The sequence below is a fragment of the Streptomyces sp. NPDC048411 genome, assembly GCF_040704695.1.
GTDB lineage: Bacteria > Actinomycetota > Actinomycetes > Streptomycetales > Streptomycetaceae > Streptomyces.
This window is the reverse complement of record NZ_JBEZKL010000066.1, coordinates 23913-40317: the sequence shown is the minus strand read 5'-3', so window position 1 is coordinate 40317 and position 16405 is coordinate 23913. Positions and strand designations below refer to the sequence as shown.

Genomic DNA, 16405 nt, shown 5'->3' with positions numbered 1-16405 from the left:
AGGGCAACCGACTGAAAGCCATACCCGGTGTCTCTGGGCCTCAAGACCTTACGACTGGCCTTGATCAACCCGCACACCAACGTAGGACCGACTGAGTACGCCGTACCGGAACGGCCCGCGCCCCCTGGAAACCGCCAGGGGAGCCGCGGGCCGCTCCACCGGCCACCCGCCGGGTGTCGGTGGGAGCCGTTACGTTTCTCGCGTGTGCAGGCCGGAAGCGGCGACGCGCCGGGCCGCGGCGGCCGGTCAGTCCGGTTCGTGTTCCGGGCCGCCGAAGTCCGGGCTGGTGAAGTCTGGGCTCGTGAACGACGGGCGGGGGCCCGCCGCCGGCCCCTCGTCCGGCCCCGTGAAGTCCGGTCTGCTGTAGCCGATCTTCGGGATGCGGTGGGCCGACGGGTGCGGTGGGCGCGACGCGGCGCCTGCGGTGGGATCGGCGAGTGCATCGCGCAGGAACGGCAGGATGCCGCGTTCCAGCAGCGCATGACGCCAGGCCTCCCTAGCGCGCGCCACCTCCTCCGGCAGCTCGTCCTCGGCATCCTCGGCGGGCAGCGCGGTCGATCCGTTGCGCACCGCCGTGATGAGCAGTCCGATGGCGGCGGCCAGTATCGCGGCCGCCGTCGCCGCCGCGAAGAACCACCCGGCGGCGACCATGGTGTCGGCGAACGAGGGGGGCCGGCTGAGCATCTTCAGCAGATAGCCGACCAGCAGGAAGATCAGTGCGGCGGTGCCCGCGAGCATCGGCGCCAGGACCGTGACGACCGCCCCTATCCCGGCGCCCGGCCGGTCGGGATCGTCCGCGTCGGAGCCGAGGCCCGAGCCTTGGGCGGAGTCGGCGGCCGGTCCGCGCAGCTCGTTGCGGGCCTTCACATAGTGGTCGTACTCCGTGGCTGCCGCCGTGGTGATCAGTGCCGTGGCGTTCAGTGCCATGGTGCGCAACTGTTCCGCGTTGAGCCGTTCGCCGACTCCGGCGAGATCCGGTCGTTCGTGAGCGTGACGCAGCGCGTCGCCGAGGATCCGCTCGTACTCGGGTCGGTCCTCGGCCAGCAGGTGCGGAGCGCTGTTCATGTGCATCCCCCGATGCTCCGTTGGGCCTGACTACCCGCACTGGCCGGGCAGTTGGGCGGAAACGGAGGAGAGCCTGCTACTGATACGCCGATGGTAGAGCGCCCACGGCACGGGGTGACAGGGGGTTTCCGTAAATAGGCCCAGTGGTCGGCGTGGTCAGGTCGTTGATGCGTCTTCCCCGAAGACCGTCAGTCATGCAACGGCAGCTGGACGACCAGTAGCTTTCCGGCCATGGTCACGCCGCCGTCCATGGCGATCGCGAGCCCGTCCGCGTATACGTGCGGGCCCTCCACCACGGGGCCGGCGCTGTCCTCGCCGTCCTCCGAGCCGACCTCGCCGAGGAGATACGGAATGGGGCTGTGACCATGGACGATGCGCTGTCCGCCGTAGGCCGCCATCAGCTCCTGGACCGCCTGCGGACCCGCCTCGTCGCGGAAGGCGAACCGCTTGGTGAGCTTACGGAAGAGGTCCCAGCACTCGTCGGCGTCGTTACGCGTGAGAATGGCGTGCACAGTGTCATTGACGTCCTCGATGGTGGAGCCGTAATCGAGGTACGCCGTCGTGTCGGAGTGCAACAGCAGATGCCCGTCCTCCTCGACGACCGCGTCGAGCCGGGACATCCACTGGAGGTGGTGGTCCTGGAGTCGCTCCATGTCGTTCTTCTGGCCGCCGTTGAGCAGCCAGGCGGCTTGGAAAGTGGCGGTGCCGGCCCCGGAGTTCACCGGTGTGTCGCCGAACCGCTTGGCGCCGATGAGCAGCAGCTCGTGGTTGCCCATCAGGGCCTTGCAGTAGCCGCCCGCGGCCGCGGCCTCGGCGGACAGGCGCATGACGAGTTCGATGACGCCGACGCCATCCGGACCGCGGTCGGTGAAGTCGCCGAGGAACCAGAGCCGGGTGTTGCCCGCGGCCCACTGCCCCTCCGCGTCGATGAGCCCCTGCTCGGCCAGGGCGGCGTGCAGTTCGTCCAGATAGCCGTGGACGTCGCCGACGACGTACAGCGGTCCGAGCCCCGGGTCCTGGGCGGGCCGAGGGTCGGGGACGGTCTGCACCTGGACGGTGTCACGGTTGATCACGGGAAGATCGCGCGCGGTGGGCGTGTAGCCCTCCGGCTCGTCCGCCGGAACGGCACTGCCCGGATGCGGTGCCGTGGGCGGCACCGGAGTCTGCGCATAGGGCGGCACGCGGAAGTCACGCAACGTCGCCGTCCGCACCACGGGTTCCTGACCGGCCCCCTGTGTCATCGACCCCTCCACCACCGTCGCGCCGCCGTACACCTGGCGGGCCCTGCTGGTCGAGGTGGTCCGCGGTGTCGTGCGCCCATCATAGGAATGCGGATCGTGCTGTGTGACGCACCAGGGGTGGTGAATTCGGGCGCACGCAGGGTTCACCGGTTGATTTGTCTTAATTGCGCTGATCAGTCCCCTGACGGGGGCCGTGGGGCGCTGACCGTGGTGCGGGGCGGACGGCGTTGCGAGGACGTCCGCACGATGAGTTCTGTCGGTATGACCTGTTCCACCGGGCCGTCCTGGTCGACGCCTTCGATGGCGTCGATGAGGAGCTGGACGACCGCCGTACCGATCCGGCGCGGTTTGAGCGAGAGCGTGGTGATGGGCGGCTCGGTCGTCGCGTACACGGTGGACTCGCTGCAGCAGACGAGCAGGAGGTCCTCGGGGACGCGCAGACCGTACCGGCGGGCGGCCGCCAGCAGATCGGTGCCATTGGGATCGAAGAGCCCGTAGACGGCGTCGGGCCGGTCCGGGCGGGCGAGCAGACGGTCGGCTGCGACCGCCCCCGCGCACGGGTCGTGGGCGGGATAGGACTCGTACACCGGGTCCTGGCCCACGCGCTCGCACCAGTGGAGGTACGCGGTGGTGGAGAGGCGGGTGTACGTGTCGGTGGTGGTGCCGGTGAGCAGGCCGATGCGGCGGGCCCCGGCGGCGGCGAGATGGTCGAGGAGGTCGAGCACGGCGGCCCGGTGGTCGTTGTCGACCCAGGCGGTGACCGGGAGGGTCCCGGCTGGGCGGCCGTCCGAGACGACGGGCAGCCCCTGCCGGACGAGTTCGGTGACGACCGGGTCCTGGTCGGAGGGGTCGATGACGACAGTGCCGTCGAGAGCGACGTTCGACCAGACGTCATGGCGTGAGGTGGCGGGGAGGATGACGAGGGCGTACCCGCGGGCGAGCGCGGCGGAGGTGGCCGCCCTGGCCATCTCCGCGAAGTAGGCGAATTCGGTGAAGGTGAAAGGTTCATCCCCGTACGTCGTCACGGTCAGGCCGATGAGGCCGGACTTGCCGGTACGGAGGGTTCGGGCCGCGGCGGACGGGCGGTAGCCCAGGCGCTCGGCGACCTCGCGGACATGGCGACGGGTGGCGTCCGGGAGCCTGCCCTTGCCGTTGAGCGCGTCGGAGACGGTCGTGATGGAGACCCCGGCGGCGGCGGCCACATCCCGGATTCCCGCTCGTCCCTGCCGGCCGCCGCGCCGGGGGGTCTCCGTCCGGCTCACCTGGTGCTTCCCTGCTGCTGTCATGGCGAGCCGATAGTAGGGCTCGCGCGGACGGTTGGCCCGGTCGCATATTTACACGTCCACAGGAACGTTTCTGCATGGTCACTTGGCGATAAATACCTTGCAAAACAAGGGAGTTGGTGGGGTGGACCGTAGTGTGTCATGCACTGAGGAGGATGGGCCTACTCAACGGGCGATGTTTCGAAGAGGTCTCAACTCACCTCTTCGAGGGATGCGCGCCACGGAGTGAGCCACCGGCGCGCGCCGGTACGAGGAACACTCCCCCCATTCCTGGGCCCACCGGACGATTCCTCCGCTCAGCCATTCGCAGCGGCGCGCAATCCTCATAAGGTGAGCAGTATTGATGTGTGCGACGGTCGAGGAGGACCTGCGGTGAGCGAGACGAGCCCCAAGTTGCGCGCCGAGCTGGACGGCGTCCCTGCCTATGTGCCGGGCAGGCCGGCGGCGGCCGGCGGACCGGTCGCGTTCAAGCTGTCCTCCAACGAGAACCCGTATCCGCCGCTGCCCGGGGTGATGGATTCCGCGCTGGCCGCGGCCGCGAACTTCAACCGCTACCCGGACATGGCGTGCACCGGTCTGATGAACGAGCTGGCCGACCGGTTCGGTGTGCCCGTCTCGCATCTCGCCACCGGCACCGGTTCCGTCGGGGTGGCGCAGCAGCTGCTCCAGGCCACCTCGGGCCCGGGCGACGAGGTCATCTACGCCTGGCGCTCCTTCGAGGCGTACCCGATCATCACCCAGGTCAGCGGAGCGACCTCGGTGAAGGTTCCGCTCACCGACGGCGAGGTGCACGACCTCGACGCGATGGCGGACGCGATCACGGACCGCACGCGGATGATCTTTGTCTGCAACCCGAACAACCCGACCGGGACCGTGGTGCGCAGGGCCGAGCTGGAGCGGTTCCTGGACCGGGTGCCCGGCGATGTGCTTGTAGTGCTGGACGAGGCGTACAAGGAGTTCATCCGCGACGTCGACGTGCCGGACGGTATCGAGATCTACCGGGACCGGCCCAATGTGGCGGTGCTGCGGACGTTCTCCAAAGCCTACGGTCTGGCCGGTCTGCGGGTCGGGTTCGCGGTGGCCCACGAGCCGGTGGCGGCGGCGCTGCGCAAGACGGCGGTGCCGTTCGGGGTCAGCCAGCTGGCGCAGGACGCGGCGGTCGCCTCGCTGCGCGCCGAGGACGAACTCCTCGGCCGGGTCGGCTCCCTGGTCTGCGAGCGCGTCCGGGTGCACAAGGCTCTCGTGGACCAGGGCTGGACCGTTCCGGAGTCCCAGGCCAATTTCGTCTGGCTGCGGCTGGGCGACCGTGCGGTCGACTTCGCCGGGTTCTGTGAGCGGGCCGGCGTGGTGGTCAGGCCGTTCGCCGGCGAGGGAGTGCGGGTCTCGATCGGTGAGGACGAGGCGAACGACGTGTTCCTGAGGGTGGCGGAGGCGTACCGCAAGGAGTTGTAGCGCGGCGCGTCCGGCCCGGGTGTACCGGAAGGCCCCGTACCTCTCGTTTCTCGGAGGTGCGGGGCCTTCGCGTGGTGCGTCCCGATAGGGGACCCCCCTCGAACATCCCGAAAGCCTGTGCGCCATAATGCTTGTGAATGTGAACGCGTTCACAAGCATGTCCTGTTCCTCCAGTGATCAGTCGGATTAACAGGGCAAACTGCCGCTGCGGTTACGGCGATGTAAGGAGAGACGACGTGGAGCTGGCTCTGGCGCCCGAGACCCTCGCGCGATGGCAATTCGGTATCACCACCGTCTACCACTTCCTTTTCGTTCCTCTGACGATCTCGCTCGCCGCGCTCACCGCCGGCCTGCAGACCGCCTGGGTGCGGACTGACAAGGAGAAGTACCTCAAGGCCACCAAGTTCTGGGGCAAGCTCTTCCTCATCAACATCGCCATGGGCGTCGTCACCGGCATCGTCCAGGAGTTCCAGTTCGGCATGAACTGGTCCGACTACTCACGGTTCGTGGGGGACATCTTCGGCGCTCCGCTCGCCTTCGAGGCGCTGATCGCCTTCTTCTTCGAATCCACCTTCATCGGACTGTGGATCTTCGGCTGGGACAAGCTGCCGAAGAAGATCCACCTCGCCTGCATCTGGATGGTCTCGATCGGAACCATCCTCTCCGCGTACTTCATCCTTGCGGCCAACTCCTGGATGCAGCACCCGGTCGGCTACCGGATCAACAAGGAACGCGGCCGGGCCGAGCTCACCGACTTCTGGCATGTGCTCACCCAGAACACCGCGCTCGCCCAGTTCTTCCACACCATCACGGCGGCCTTCCTGGTCGGCGGCGCGTTCATGGTCGGCATCGCCGCCTTCCACCTGGCGCGCAAGAAGCACATCCCGGTGATGCGCACCTCGCTCCGGCTCGGACTGGTCACCGTCGTGATCGCCGGTCTGCTCACCGCTGTCAGCGGTGACCTGCTCGGCAAGGTCATGTTCAAGCAGCAGCCGATGAAGATGGCCGCGGCCGAGGCGCTGTGGGAGGGGCAGCACTCGGCACCCTTCTCGATCTTCGCGGTCGGCGACGTGGCCAAGGGCCACAACACCGTGGAGATCTCGATCCCGGGGCTGCTGTCCTTCCTCGCGGACGACAACTTCACTTCGTACGTCCCCGGCATCAACGACATCAACAAGGCCGAGCAGGAACGGTTCGGCCCCGGCGACTACCGGCCCAACATCCCGGTCGCCTTCTGGGGCTTCCGCTGGATGATCGGCTTCGGCATGGCGTCCTTCGGCCTCGGCCTGCTCGGACTGTGGCTGACGCGGAAGAAGTTCATGCTGCCACCGGGGCTGCGGACCGGTGAGGACGAAGTGCCGCACCTGGTCCTCTTCAAGAACAAGGCGCTGAGCCCGAAGCTCACCAGGCTCTACTGGATCGTCGCCCTGTGGACGCTCCTCTTCCCGCTGATCGCCAACTCCTGGGGCTGGATCTTCACCGAGACGGGCCGCCAGCCCTGGGCCGTCTACGGGGTGCTGCAGACGCGCGACGCGGTCTCCCCCGGCGTTTCGCAGGGTGAGGTACTCACCTCGATGATCCTCTTCACCCTTCTCTACGCGGTGCTTGCCGTGATCGAGGTCAAGCTGCTCGTGAAGTACATCAAGGCCGGACCGCCGGAACTCACGGAGTTCGACCTCAACCCGCCCACCAAGATCGGCGGCGACGACCACGACGCCGACCGGCCGATGGCCTTCTCCTACTGAGAGCAGAGGAGCTGAGAGATGGAACTCCACGACGTCTGGTTCGTACTCATCGCCGTCCTCTGGATCGGCTACTTCTTCCTGGAGGGATTCGACTTCGGGATCGGAGTCCTCACCAAGCTGCTGGCTCGTGACCGCAAGGAACGGCGGGTCCTGATCAACACGATCGGGCCCGTCTGGGACGGCAACGAGGTGTGGCTGCTCACCGCGGGCGGCGCGACGTTCGCCGCCTTCCCCGAGTGGTACGCGACGCTGTTCTCCGGGTTCTACCTGCCGTTGCTGATCATCCTGCTCTGCCTGATCGTGCGCGGTGTCGCCTTCGAGTACCGGGCGAAGCGGCCCGAGGAGCGGTGGCAGACCAACTGGGAAAACGCGATCTTCTGGACCTCGCTGATCCCCGCCCTGCTCTGGGGTGTGGCCTTCGGGAACATTGTCCGCGGCGTGAAGATCAACGCCGACATGGAGTACGTGGGCAACTTCTGGGACCTGCTCAACCCGTACGCGATCCTCGGCGGACTGGTCACGCTCTTCCTCTTCACCTTCCACGGCGCGGTGTTCGCGGGGCTCAAGACTGTCGGGGACATCCGGGAGCGGGCGCGGACGCTGGCACTCAAGCTGGGGCTGGTGACCGCGGTGCTCGCCCTCGGCTTCCTGATCTGGACCCAGGCCGACCACGGCGACGGCTGGAGTCTGCTCGCGTTGATCATCGCCGTGGCGGCGCTGGTCGGAGCGATCGGTGCCGTCGCGGCGGGGCGCGAGGGCTGGTCGTTCGCGCTCTCCGGGCTGACCATCACGGCCGCGGTCGCGATGCTCTTCCTGGCGCTCTTCCCGAACGTCATGCCGTCCTCGCTGGACGACGCCTGGAGCCTCACGGTCACCAACGCCTCGTCCACCCCGTACACCCTGAAGATCATGACCTGGTGCGCGGGGATCGCTACTCCCCTGGTGCTCATCTACCAGGGCTGGACGTACTGGGTGTTCCGCAAGCGGATCGGTACGCAGCACATCGCCGAAGCGCACTGACGCACCGGGGACGCGTCCCGGCGGATCGCGGCCGAGCCCGATCCGCCGGACACGTCCTGGGGACGGTTCGACACGTCCCGCCTGGTCCACCGCCCGAGCTCATTGGGGATGTTTCACGTGAAACCGATCGACCCGCGCCTCCTCCACTACGCCCGCGCCACCCGCCTCTTCCTGGCGGCCGTGGTAGCACTCGGAGTGGCCGGGGCGGCGCTGGTCATCGCCCAGGCCATGCTCATCGCCGAAGTGGTGGTGGGCGGGTTCGAGGACGGGCTGACCGTTACCGAGCTGCGGACCCCGCTGATGCTGCTGGCGGTGGTCGCGCTCGGCCGGGGGCTGGTCTCGTGGCTGACTGAGCTCGCCGCGTACCGGGCCAGTGCGGCGGTCAAGTCCGAGCTCCGCTGCCGGCTGCTCGACCGCGCCGCGGCGCTCGGACCGGACTGGCTGAGCGGGCAGCGCACCGGCTCTCTGGTGGCGCTCGCCACCCGCGGTGTCGACGCGCTGGACGACTACTTCGCGCGCTACCTGCCGCAGCTCGGGCTCGCGGTCGTCGTGCCCGTGGCAGTCCTCGCCAGGATCGTTACCGAGGACTGGGTCTCGGCCGCGATCATCGTCGTCACGCTGCCGCTCATCCCGCTCTTCATGATCCTGATCGGCTGGGCCACCCAGTCCCGGATGGACCGCCAGTGGCGGCTGCTCTCCCGGCTCTCCGGACACTTCCTCGACGTGGTGGCCGGACTGCCGACACTGAAGGTCTTCGGCCGGGCCAAGGCCCAGGCCGAGTCCGTCCGCACCATCACGTCGCAGTACCGCAGGGCCACTCTGCGGACTCTGCGGATCGCGTTCCTGTCCTCCTTCGCCCTGGAACTTCTCGCCACCCTGTCGGTGGCGCTCGTCGCCGTCACCATCGGCATGCGGCTCGTGGACGGCAAACTGGACCTCTACACCGGCCTGGTGGTGCTGATCCTCGCGCCCGAGGCATACCTGCCGATCCGGCAGGTCGGGGCGCAGTACCACGCCGCCGCCGAGGGGCTCTCGGCCGCGGAGGAGATCTTCGCGGTCCTGGAGACCGAGCTGCGGGCGGGCGGTACGGCGGACGTCCCGCAGTCTCTGAGGCTGGAGCTGGAGGGGGTGACGGTACGGCACGAGGGCCGTACCGCTCCGTCACTGGACGGGGCCTCGTTGGTGGTCGAGGAGGGGGAGACCGTCGCCCTGGTCGGCCCGAGCGGCGTCGGGAAGTCCACACTGCTCCACGTGGTGCTGGGGTTCGCGGAGCCCGACGAAGGGCGGGTGCGGGTCGGCGGCGCGGATCTAGCGGCACTGGCGCCCGAGCGCTGGCGGGAGCGGATCGCCTGGGTTCCGCAGCGCCCGCATCTCTTCGCGGGCACGATCGCGGAGAACGTACGGCTGGCCCGACCGGACGCGGACGACAGCGCGGTCACGGCGGCGCTGCGGGACGCGGGGGCGTACGACTTCGTGGTGGACCTTCCCGACGGTGCGCAGACACTGCTCGGCGAGGACGGCGTGGGACTTTCCGCCGGCCAGCGGCAACGGCTCGCGCTTGCGCGGGCGTTTCTCGCCGACCGGCCGCTGCTGCTGCTCGACGAGCCGACCGCGAGCCTGGACGGTGAGACGGAGGCCGGGATCGTCGACGCGGTACGGAGGCTGGCAGCGGGGCGGACCGTGCTGCTTGTCGTGCACCGGCCGGCGTTGCTCGCGCTCGCCGACCGGGTGGTGACACTGGAGCCGCGCGTGGCACCGGAACACGCGGCGGCCACGGAGCCGGTCGGGGCGGACGGACCGGCGCGCACCTCCGATGACGTACCCGAAGGCGCGCGGGAACCCGAGACGCTGCGGGAGACCGCGGCACGGTCCGACCAGGTGCTCGCCCGGGTCCGGGAGGCCGCAGGGGCACACCGCGGGCAGCTGACGCTCGCGCTCCTGCTGGGCAGCCTCGCCCTGGGCTCGGCCGTCGGGCTCATGGCCGTCTCCGGCTGGCTGATCTCCCGCGCCTCCGAACAGCCTCCGGTGCTCTATCTGATGGTCGCCGTGACCGCGACCCGTGCTTTCGGGCTCGGCCGCGCCGTCTTCCGCTACGCCGAGCGTCTCGTCTCGCACGACGCGGTGCTCAAGATGCTCGCCGAGCTGCGCGTCGCCGTGTACCGCGGGCTGGAACGCATCGCGCCGGCCGGGCTGGCCCGGACCCGGCGCGGAGACCTGCTGTCCCGGCTCGTCGCCGATGTGGACGCGCTGCAGGACTACTGGCTGCGGTGGCTGCTGCCCGCCGGGACCGCGGCGGTCGTGGGAGTGGCGGCCGCCGGGTTCACCGGCTGGATGCTGCCCCAGGCGGGCGTCGTGCTCGCTGTCGGGCTGCTGCTGGCCGGGGTCGGGGTGCCGCTGGTGACCGGCGCCTGCGCCCGCCGCGCGGAACGTCAACTGGCGCCCGCGCGAGCCGATCTGGCCACCCGGATCACCGACCTGCTCGGTGGGACCGCCGAACTGACCGTCGCGGGGGCCCTGCCCGCGCGTTCGGCGCGGACCCGCGAGGCCGACGGCGTCCTGACCCGGATCGCGGCCCGGGCGGCAACGGCCACCGCGCTCGGGGGCGGGCTCTCCGCCGCGATCTGCGGTCTGACGGTTGTCGCTGCCGCACTCGTTTCCGTGCCGGCGGTTCTCGACGGGCGGCTGGCGGGAGTGGAGCTCGCGGTGGTGGTGCTCACCCCGCTCGCCGCGTTCGAGGCCGTGACCGGCCTGCCGCTCGCCGTGCAGTACCGGCAGCGGGTCGAGCGGAGTGCGGAGCGGGTGTACGAGGTGCTGGACGCCCCGGTGCCGGTGCTCGAACCCGCCGCCCCGGCCGATCCACCCGCCTCTCCCTTCCCGCTGGAGGTACGCGGGCTGGCGGCCCGGTACACAGGAGCGTCGCGGGACGCCCTGGACTCCGTCGACCTGACGCTGACCGCCGGGCGGCGCATCGCCGTCGTCGGCGCTTCGGGCTCGGGGAAGACCACCCTCGCGCAGGTCCTGCTCCGCTTCCTGGACGCGCGGTCGGGGACGTACCGGATCGGTGGTGTGGAGGCCTCCGCACTGGACAGCGACACTGTCCGGCGGTTCGTCGGGCTGTGCGCCCAGGACGCCCATGTCTTCGACAGTTCCATCCGGGAGAACCTGCGGCTGGCCCGCACCGGCGCGACGGACGACGAACTGCGGGGCGCCCTCGCGCAGGCACGGCTGCTCGACTGGGTGCAGGCGCTGCCCGACGGGCTCGACACGCTCGTCGGCGAGCATGGCGCCCGCCTCTCCGGCGGCCAGCGTCAGCGGCTCGCGCTCGCCCGGGCGCTCCTCGCCGACTTCCCCGTACTCGTCCTGGACGAGCCCGCCGAGCATCTCGACCTGGCGACGGCGGACGCCCTGACGGCGGATCTGCTGACCGCCACCCGGGGCCGCACAACGGTTCTGATCACCCATCGGCTGGTGGGGCTCGAAGCGGTCGACGAGGTGGTCGTGATGGACGCGGGCAGGATCGTGCAGCGCGGTCCGTACGCCGATCTCAAGACGGTGGAGGGGCCGTTGAGCCGGATGCTGGAGCGCGAACAGGAGACCGTACGGATCCCGGCCCCCGCAGGACGGGCGTAGAAGCACCCGGGCAGGCCCGTCGGACAGGGGCCGGAGCGGTGTGCCGGACCATCGCCGACTTTCGTCCCCAAAAGGGGCTAACTAGGCTCTGGGTATGCCAGAGCCGGACCCGAAGGACTCACTCGAAGCCGCGACGCAGGCGACCCGCAGCCTGCAGGGCCTGTCCACCGAGCTCACCGCCCGCGTCCCGCAGCTGCTGGAAGCCATGCGCTCCGTCGGCACCGGTCTCGAACTGCACTCCACCCTCGACCGGATCTGCGAGACCGCTGCGGAACTCGCCCACGCCCGCTACGCCGCCATCGGCGTCGTCGACACCAAGGGCAAGGGACTCTCCGACTTCCTCACGTACGGGGTGTCGGAGGCGGTGGAAGCCGAGATCGGACACCGGCCCGACGGTCAGAGGGGACTGCTCGGCGCACTCATTCACGACCCGGCACCGGTGCGGCTCGCAGATCTGACAGCCGATCCGAGGTTCGCCGGATTCCCCGCCGGCCATCCACCGATGCGGACTTTTCTCGGGGTCCCCATCCGCGTACAGGGAGAAATCTTCGGCAACCTCTATCTGGCCGAGAAGGAGGGCGGGGGCGAGTTCAACGATGACGACCTGCACATGGTGCGGGTGCTTGCCACGGAGGCAGGGATCGCCATCGGTAACGCCCGGCTCTACGAGGCGGCGCGCCAGCGAGAGCGGTGGATCGACGGATCGGTGGCCGTGACCACCGCGCTGCTCTCCGGCGGGGACGCGGACGACGCGCTTGCCGTCGTCGCCGAACAGGCCCGCCATCTCGCCGCATCCGCTGCCGGGATCGTGCTTCTGCCGGCTGAGGAGGGCGGTCTGGAGATCGTCGCCGTCTCCGCCGACAGCCCGTCCGCCTCGCTCGGGATGATCATCGGTCCGGAGAACCCGGTGGCAGCGAAGCTGCTGGCCGGCGAGGCCGTCTTCATAGACGACTCGGCCACCGACTCCCGCATGATCACCAGGCTGGCCCACCAGTTCGGCCCGAGCATGCTGCTGCCGCTGCACAGCGGGGGGCGGGTGCTCGGCGCGCTCGCCACCCCGCGCGCCCGGGGCGGCCGGCCGTTCACCGAGACCGAGCGGACGCTGGCCACACAGTTCGCGTCGCAGGCCGCACTCGCGCTGATGATGGCCGAGGCGCAGCGGGACCGGGAGCGGCTCGCGGTCTACGAGGACCGCGACCGAATCGCCCGCGATCTGCACGACCTGGTCATCCAGCGGCTGTTCGCCACCGGGATGATGCTGGAGAGCGCCCAGCGCGGGTCGGTCGTACCCGAGGTGCGGACCGGAGTGGGGCGGGCCGTGGACGAACTGGACGTGACGATCCAGGAGATCCGCACCGCGATCTTCGCGTTGCAGCAGGAACCGGCCGAGGCGCCGTCCGGGCTGCGGGCCCGCGTCCTGCGCGAGATCAACATGGCGGCCGTCCCGCTGGGCTTCAAGCCCTCGCACCGCTTCCTCGGCCCGGTCGACTCGCTGGTTGGCGAGCTGACCGGCAAGAACCTGATCGCGGCGCTGCGGGAGACGCTCTCCAACGCCTTCCGGCATGCCGAGGCGTCCTTGATCGACGTGGTCGTCGACGCGACCGTCACGCTGTCCGACGGACGCGACGCGGTGCGGCTGTCGGTCGCCGACGACGGCGTGGGCATTCCGGAGGGCGGGCGGCGCAGCGGGCTGCGGAACCTGGCGCGCAGGGCGGAGTCGCTGGGCGGGTCGAGCTGGTTCGGGCCAGGCCTCGGCGAGGACGGGGGCGGTACGACCGTGGTGTGGGAGGTGCCGCTCTGAGGTCCTCGTCGGAGTTCGGGCCGGGGATCCTTCAGTTCTGGCTGAGGTACTTCCGGCGCTCGGCCACGAGCGCCTCGATGACGATCGCGACGCCGTCCTCCTCGTTGGTGACGGTCCGCCCGGAGGCGGCGGCCACCGCGGCCGGGTGGGCGTTGCCCATCGCGTACGAGGTGCCCGCCCAGCTCAGCATCTCCACGTCGTTCGGCATGTCCCCGAAGGCGACGACCTCGGCGGGCGAGATGCCGCGCTCGGCGCAGCACAACGCGAGGGTGCTGGCCTTGGAGACGCCGAGTCCGCTGACCTCCAGCAGGGCCGTCGGGCTGGACCGGGTGAGGGACGCCCGGTCACCGGCTGCCGTGTGTGCGACGGCGAGGAAGTCGTCCGGGGCCAATTCGGCGTGGTGTGCGAGGAGCTTCAGTACAGGGGCTCCGGCGCCCGGCGTCTCTTCGTGGAGGAGCTTCTCGGCAGTGGCGACGGTGGCGCCCGGGTCGAGATGGAACGGCGGGTAGGCCGGTTCGTAGTGGATGCCGGTGGCCAGCTCGACAGCGAACGAGGTGCCCGGAGCGGCTGCGCGCAGGGCGTGGACGACATCGAGGGCAGCGGCGCGTTCCAGCGGGCGGACCTTGAGCAGCCTGCCGCCCGCGTGCAGGTCGGCGATCGCGGCGCCGTTTGCGCAGATCGCCAGGCCGTGGCCGTGGACATGGTCACTGACGACGTCCATCCAGCGGGCCGGGCGGCCGGTGACGAAGAAGACCTCGATCCCGGCCTCCTCGGCCGCGGCCAGCGCCGCGACCGTGCGGTCCGAGACGGTTTTGTCGTCGCGCAGCAGAGTGCCGTCCAGGTCGGTGGCGATCAGCCGGGGAACGGCAGGCAGAGGCGAGTCGGTAGCTGAGGTCACCCGGCCATTCTCCCGTACAGGGGTGCACGGGTGTGCGGAGGGGCGCGCATGTGAGGATGCACGCCCCTGACCAGGAGAACACGCCTGACGCATATGTCAGGGGTGATGAGAGGGCAGCCGGCGGTGTGCGCGTGGGTGCGCGGGTCAGCCGAGCTGGGACAGCCCCTCGGTGGCGATCCGTTCGAAGACCTTCTCGTCCGCCGCGAAGTCGGAGTCCGGGATCGGCCAGTGGATGACGATCTCCGTGAAGCCCAGCTCGAAATGGGTGCCCGCGAAGTCGACGAACGCGTCGAAGGACTCCAGAGGGCGGTCCGGGGTGAATCCGGTGAGCAGGATCTTGTCCAGCTCGGCGACATCCCGGCCGATGGCCTCGCAGGCCGTGCCGAGCCTGCTGATCTGCCCGCGGATGGCTGCCACGGACTGCTCCGGGGTACCCGTCTCGAACAGCTTGGGGTCGCCGGTGGTGACCCAGGCCTGACCGTACTGCGCGGCGAGCTTCATCCCGCGCGGACCGGTCGCGGCCACCGCGAAGGGCAGCCGGGGCAGCTGCACACAGCCGGGCACGTTCCGGGCCTCGTTCGCCACATACAACTCGCCCTCATAGGTGACGGACGGTTCCCGCAGCAGCTGGTCGAGGAGCGGTACGAACTCGGCGAAGTGGTCGGCCCGCTCGCGCGGCGTCCAGGGTTCCTCGTCGCTCCTGCGCAGCGTGGTGGCATCGAAACCGTTGCCGCCCGCGCCGATACCGAGGGTGATCCGTCCGCCGGAGACGTCGTCCAGCGTGATGAGGTCCTTGGCCAGGGTGACCGGGTGCCTGAAGTTGGGGGAGGTGACGAGGGTGCCAAGGCGTAGCCGCTCGGTGGCGGCCGCCGCGGCGGTCAGGGTCGGCACCGCGCCGAACCACGGCCCGTCGCGGAAGGTCCGCCAGGCCAGATGGTCATACGTGTACGCGGCGTGGAATCCCAGTTCCTCGGCGCGCTGCCAGACCTTCCGGCCCTCGCCCCAGCGGTGAATCGGCAGAATTACAGTGCTCAGACGCATACATACGACCATACGGCGGGAGAGCTGCGGAGCAGAGACGCGTCAGTGGACGCTGCGGCCGAGCCACGGCGACCGTGTGCCGCGCGGGACGAGCGTCTTGTACATCCCGTCGCCGGGCAGGGGCACGACCAGCCACCAGCAGGGCGGGAAGATCGCGCCCTTCGCATGGGCGGTGCCGTGTGGACCGACTGCAGGAGGCCGGGTACGGAGTCGCGCGGAATGCCGGGGAACCCGATGTCCTCGACGGTGATCTTCGCGTCGTCGTCCGGGAACACCTGAACCGTGACGGCCGTGGGCCGATCAGTTCGACGAAGACCCTGTGCATGGGCGGCAGCGAGCCGTCCGAATCGGTTATGACGAGGGTGCCTGCGGACGTTCGGCGGGAGACCTGGTCGGCGCCGATGTCATCGGTGGCTCGCACCTCAGGATCGAATGCGTGGGCGATTTCGCGGATCGCGAGGACATCGGTTTCGGCGCCGGCGCAGTGCGGACGGCCCATGAGGGCATTCACACCGGGACAGGGAGCCGACGCGGATCCGGGCACCGCCGGGAGGGCGTGGGGGACGGGCAGACGACGGCCGGGGAGCGGGCGGGTCGGGTTCAGCCGGGAAAGCGGAGGAATTCCGGCGGTACGGAGTCAGTCAACCAGACCCCGTTCGCGCTGACGTAGAAGAGGTGGCCGGCGCGGTGCATTGCGCCCGCGTCCACCGAGAGGATCACGGGCCTGCCGCGGCGGGCGCCGACGCGGGTAGCCGTCTCGCGGTCGGCCGAGAGGTGGACGTGGAGCCGGTTCATGGGGCGTAGCCCCTCGGTGCGGATCGCGTCGAGGGCGCGGCCCACAGTGCCGTGATAGAGGTACGCGGGCGGCTCGGACGGGGGCAGACCGAGGTCCACCGGGACGGTGTGGCCCTGGCTCGCCCGAATGCGGTCGCCGTCGATCGCGTAGCGCTGTTTGTCATTGGCGGCGACAACATGGTCGAGCTCGGCACGGGTGATGGGGAAGCCGTGCCGAGCCGCGGCCCGGAGCAGCTCGTCGATCGTCACCCAGCCGTTCGGGTCGAGACGGATCCCGATCCGCTCGGGCTGGTGCCGCAGATGCTTTGCGAGGTACTTGGACACCTTGACGGTGCGTCTCTCATCCATCCGGACAGCGTGCCTGTGGCGATCTCGCCGGCGCACCGGAATTAGCTCACGATTCGCACCAACGATTTTCGTCCACAGGTTTGATC

The 16405-nt window shown here is 69.8% G+C and carries 11 protein-coding genes and 1 pseudogene; 5 read left to right on the top strand and 7 right to left on the bottom strand.

Going from position 1 to position 16405, the window contains the following annotated elements; all coding sequences use genetic code 11:
* Positions 1-246 precede the first annotated feature (246 nt).
* From AB0915_RS22805 to AB0915_RS22795, 3 genes are all read right to left on the bottom strand, one after another.
* Positions 247-1071, bottom strand: a complete 825-nt coding sequence (locus tag AB0915_RS22805; RefSeq protein ID WP_366692826.1) for a hypothetical protein — start codon at positions 1069-1071, stop codon at positions 247-249.
* Positions 1072-1253: 182 nt separating this feature from the next.
* Positions 1254-2306: a metallophosphoesterase gene (locus AB0915_RS22800; protein WP_366692825.1), complete on the bottom strand. Its 1053-nt coding sequence runs from the start codon at positions 2304-2306 to the stop codon at positions 1254-1256.
* A 173-nt stretch (positions 2307-2479) separates the two neighbouring features.
* The gene (locus tag AB0915_RS22795) at positions 2480-3592 is read right to left on the bottom strand and encodes a LacI family DNA-binding transcriptional regulator (protein ID WP_366692824.1); all 1113 of its coding nucleotides are present in this window, start codon (positions 3590-3592) and stop codon (positions 2480-2482) included.
* 369 nt (positions 3593-3961) lie between these two features.
* On the opposite strand from AB0915_RS22795, the gene hisC reads away from it, so the two are divergent.
* From hisC to AB0915_RS22770, 5 genes are all read left to right on the top strand, one after another.
* Complete coding sequence (gene hisC, locus AB0915_RS22790; RefSeq protein ID WP_366692823.1) at positions 3962-5041, top strand: histidinol-phosphate transaminase; 1080 nt, start codon at positions 3962-3964, stop codon at positions 5039-5041.
* Positions 5042-5277: 236 nt separating this feature from the next.
* On the top strand, positions 5278-6786 hold the full coding sequence (locus tag AB0915_RS22785; protein ID WP_366692822.1) for a cytochrome ubiquinol oxidase subunit I: 1509 nt from the start codon (positions 5278-5280) through the stop codon (positions 6784-6786).
* Positions 6787-6804: 18 nt separating this feature from the next.
* A complete protein-coding gene (cydB, locus tag AB0915_RS22780) occupies positions 6805-7806 on the top strand; it encodes a cytochrome d ubiquinol oxidase subunit II (RefSeq protein ID WP_366692821.1) in 1002 nt (333 codons plus the stop codon).
* Positions 7807-7923: 117 nt separating this feature from the next.
* The gene (gene cydD, locus AB0915_RS22775) at positions 7924-11436 is read left to right on the top strand and encodes a thiol reductant ABC exporter subunit CydD (protein WP_366692820.1); all 3513 of its coding nucleotides are present in this window, start codon (positions 7924-7926) and stop codon (positions 11434-11436) included.
* 94 nt (positions 11437-11530) lie between these two features.
* A complete protein-coding gene (locus AB0915_RS22770; RefSeq protein WP_366692819.1) occupies positions 11531-13237 on the top strand; it encodes a GAF domain-containing protein in 1707 nt (568 codons plus the stop codon).
* A gap of 31 nt (positions 13238-13268) precedes the next feature.
* On the opposite strand, the gene AB0915_RS22765 is transcribed toward AB0915_RS22770, so the two are convergent.
* The 4 genes and pseudogenes from AB0915_RS22765 to AB0915_RS22750 all read right to left on the bottom strand — a co-directional run bounded on the left by AB0915_RS22765 (position 13269) and on the right by AB0915_RS22750 (position 16319).
* Positions 13269-14135 carry an HAD hydrolase family protein gene (locus tag AB0915_RS22765; RefSeq protein ID WP_366692818.1) on the bottom strand — a complete coding sequence of 289 codons (867 nt, stop codon included), beginning with the start codon at positions 14133-14135 and terminating at the stop codon, positions 13269-13271.
* Positions 14136-14279: 144 nt separating this feature from the next.
* Positions 14280-15176, bottom strand: a complete 897-nt coding sequence (locus tag AB0915_RS22760; RefSeq protein WP_366692817.1) for an LLM class flavin-dependent oxidoreductase — start codon at positions 15174-15176, stop codon at positions 14280-14282.
* Between the two features lie 42 nt (positions 15177-15218).
* Positions 15219-15675, bottom strand: a pseudogene (locus AB0915_RS22755) (hypothetical protein).
* Positions 15676-15776: 101 nt separating this feature from the next.
* Positions 15777-16319 (bottom strand): RNA 2'-phosphotransferase, encoded by a 543-nt coding sequence (locus AB0915_RS22750; protein ID WP_366692816.1) that lies wholly within the window; start codon positions 16317-16319, stop codon positions 15777-15779.
* Positions 16320-16405: the final 86 nt, after the last annotated feature.

What these genes read in the sequence shown, in the direction of transcription:
- AB0915_RS22805 (WP_366692826.1), bottom strand. Translation starts at nt 1,071, where the DNA reads ATGCACATGAACAGCGCTCCGCACCTGCTGGCCGAGGACCGACCCGAG.
- AB0915_RS22800 (WP_366692825.1), bottom strand. Translation starts at nt 2,306, where the DNA reads ATGACACAGGGGGCCGGTCAGGAACCCGTGGTGCGGACGGCGACGTTG.
- AB0915_RS22795 (WP_366692824.1), bottom strand. Translation starts at nt 3,592, where the DNA reads ATGACAGCAGCAGGGAAGCACCAGGTGAGCCGGACGGAGACCCCCCGG.
- cydB (WP_366692821.1), top strand. Translation starts at nt 6,805, where the DNA reads ATGGAACTCCACGACGTCTGGTTCGTACTCATCGCCGTCCTCTGGATC.
- AB0915_RS22770 (WP_366692819.1), top strand. Translation starts at nt 11,531, where the DNA reads ATGCCAGAGCCGGACCCGAAGGACTCACTCGAAGCCGCGACGCAGGCG.
- AB0915_RS22760 (WP_366692817.1), bottom strand. Translation starts at nt 15,176, where the DNA reads ATGCGTCTGAGCACTGTAATTCTGCCGATTCACCGCTGGGGCGAGGGC.
- AB0915_RS22750 (WP_366692816.1), bottom strand. Translation starts at nt 16,319, where the DNA reads ATGGATGAGAGACGCACCGTCAAGGTGTCCAAGTACCTCGCAAAGCAT.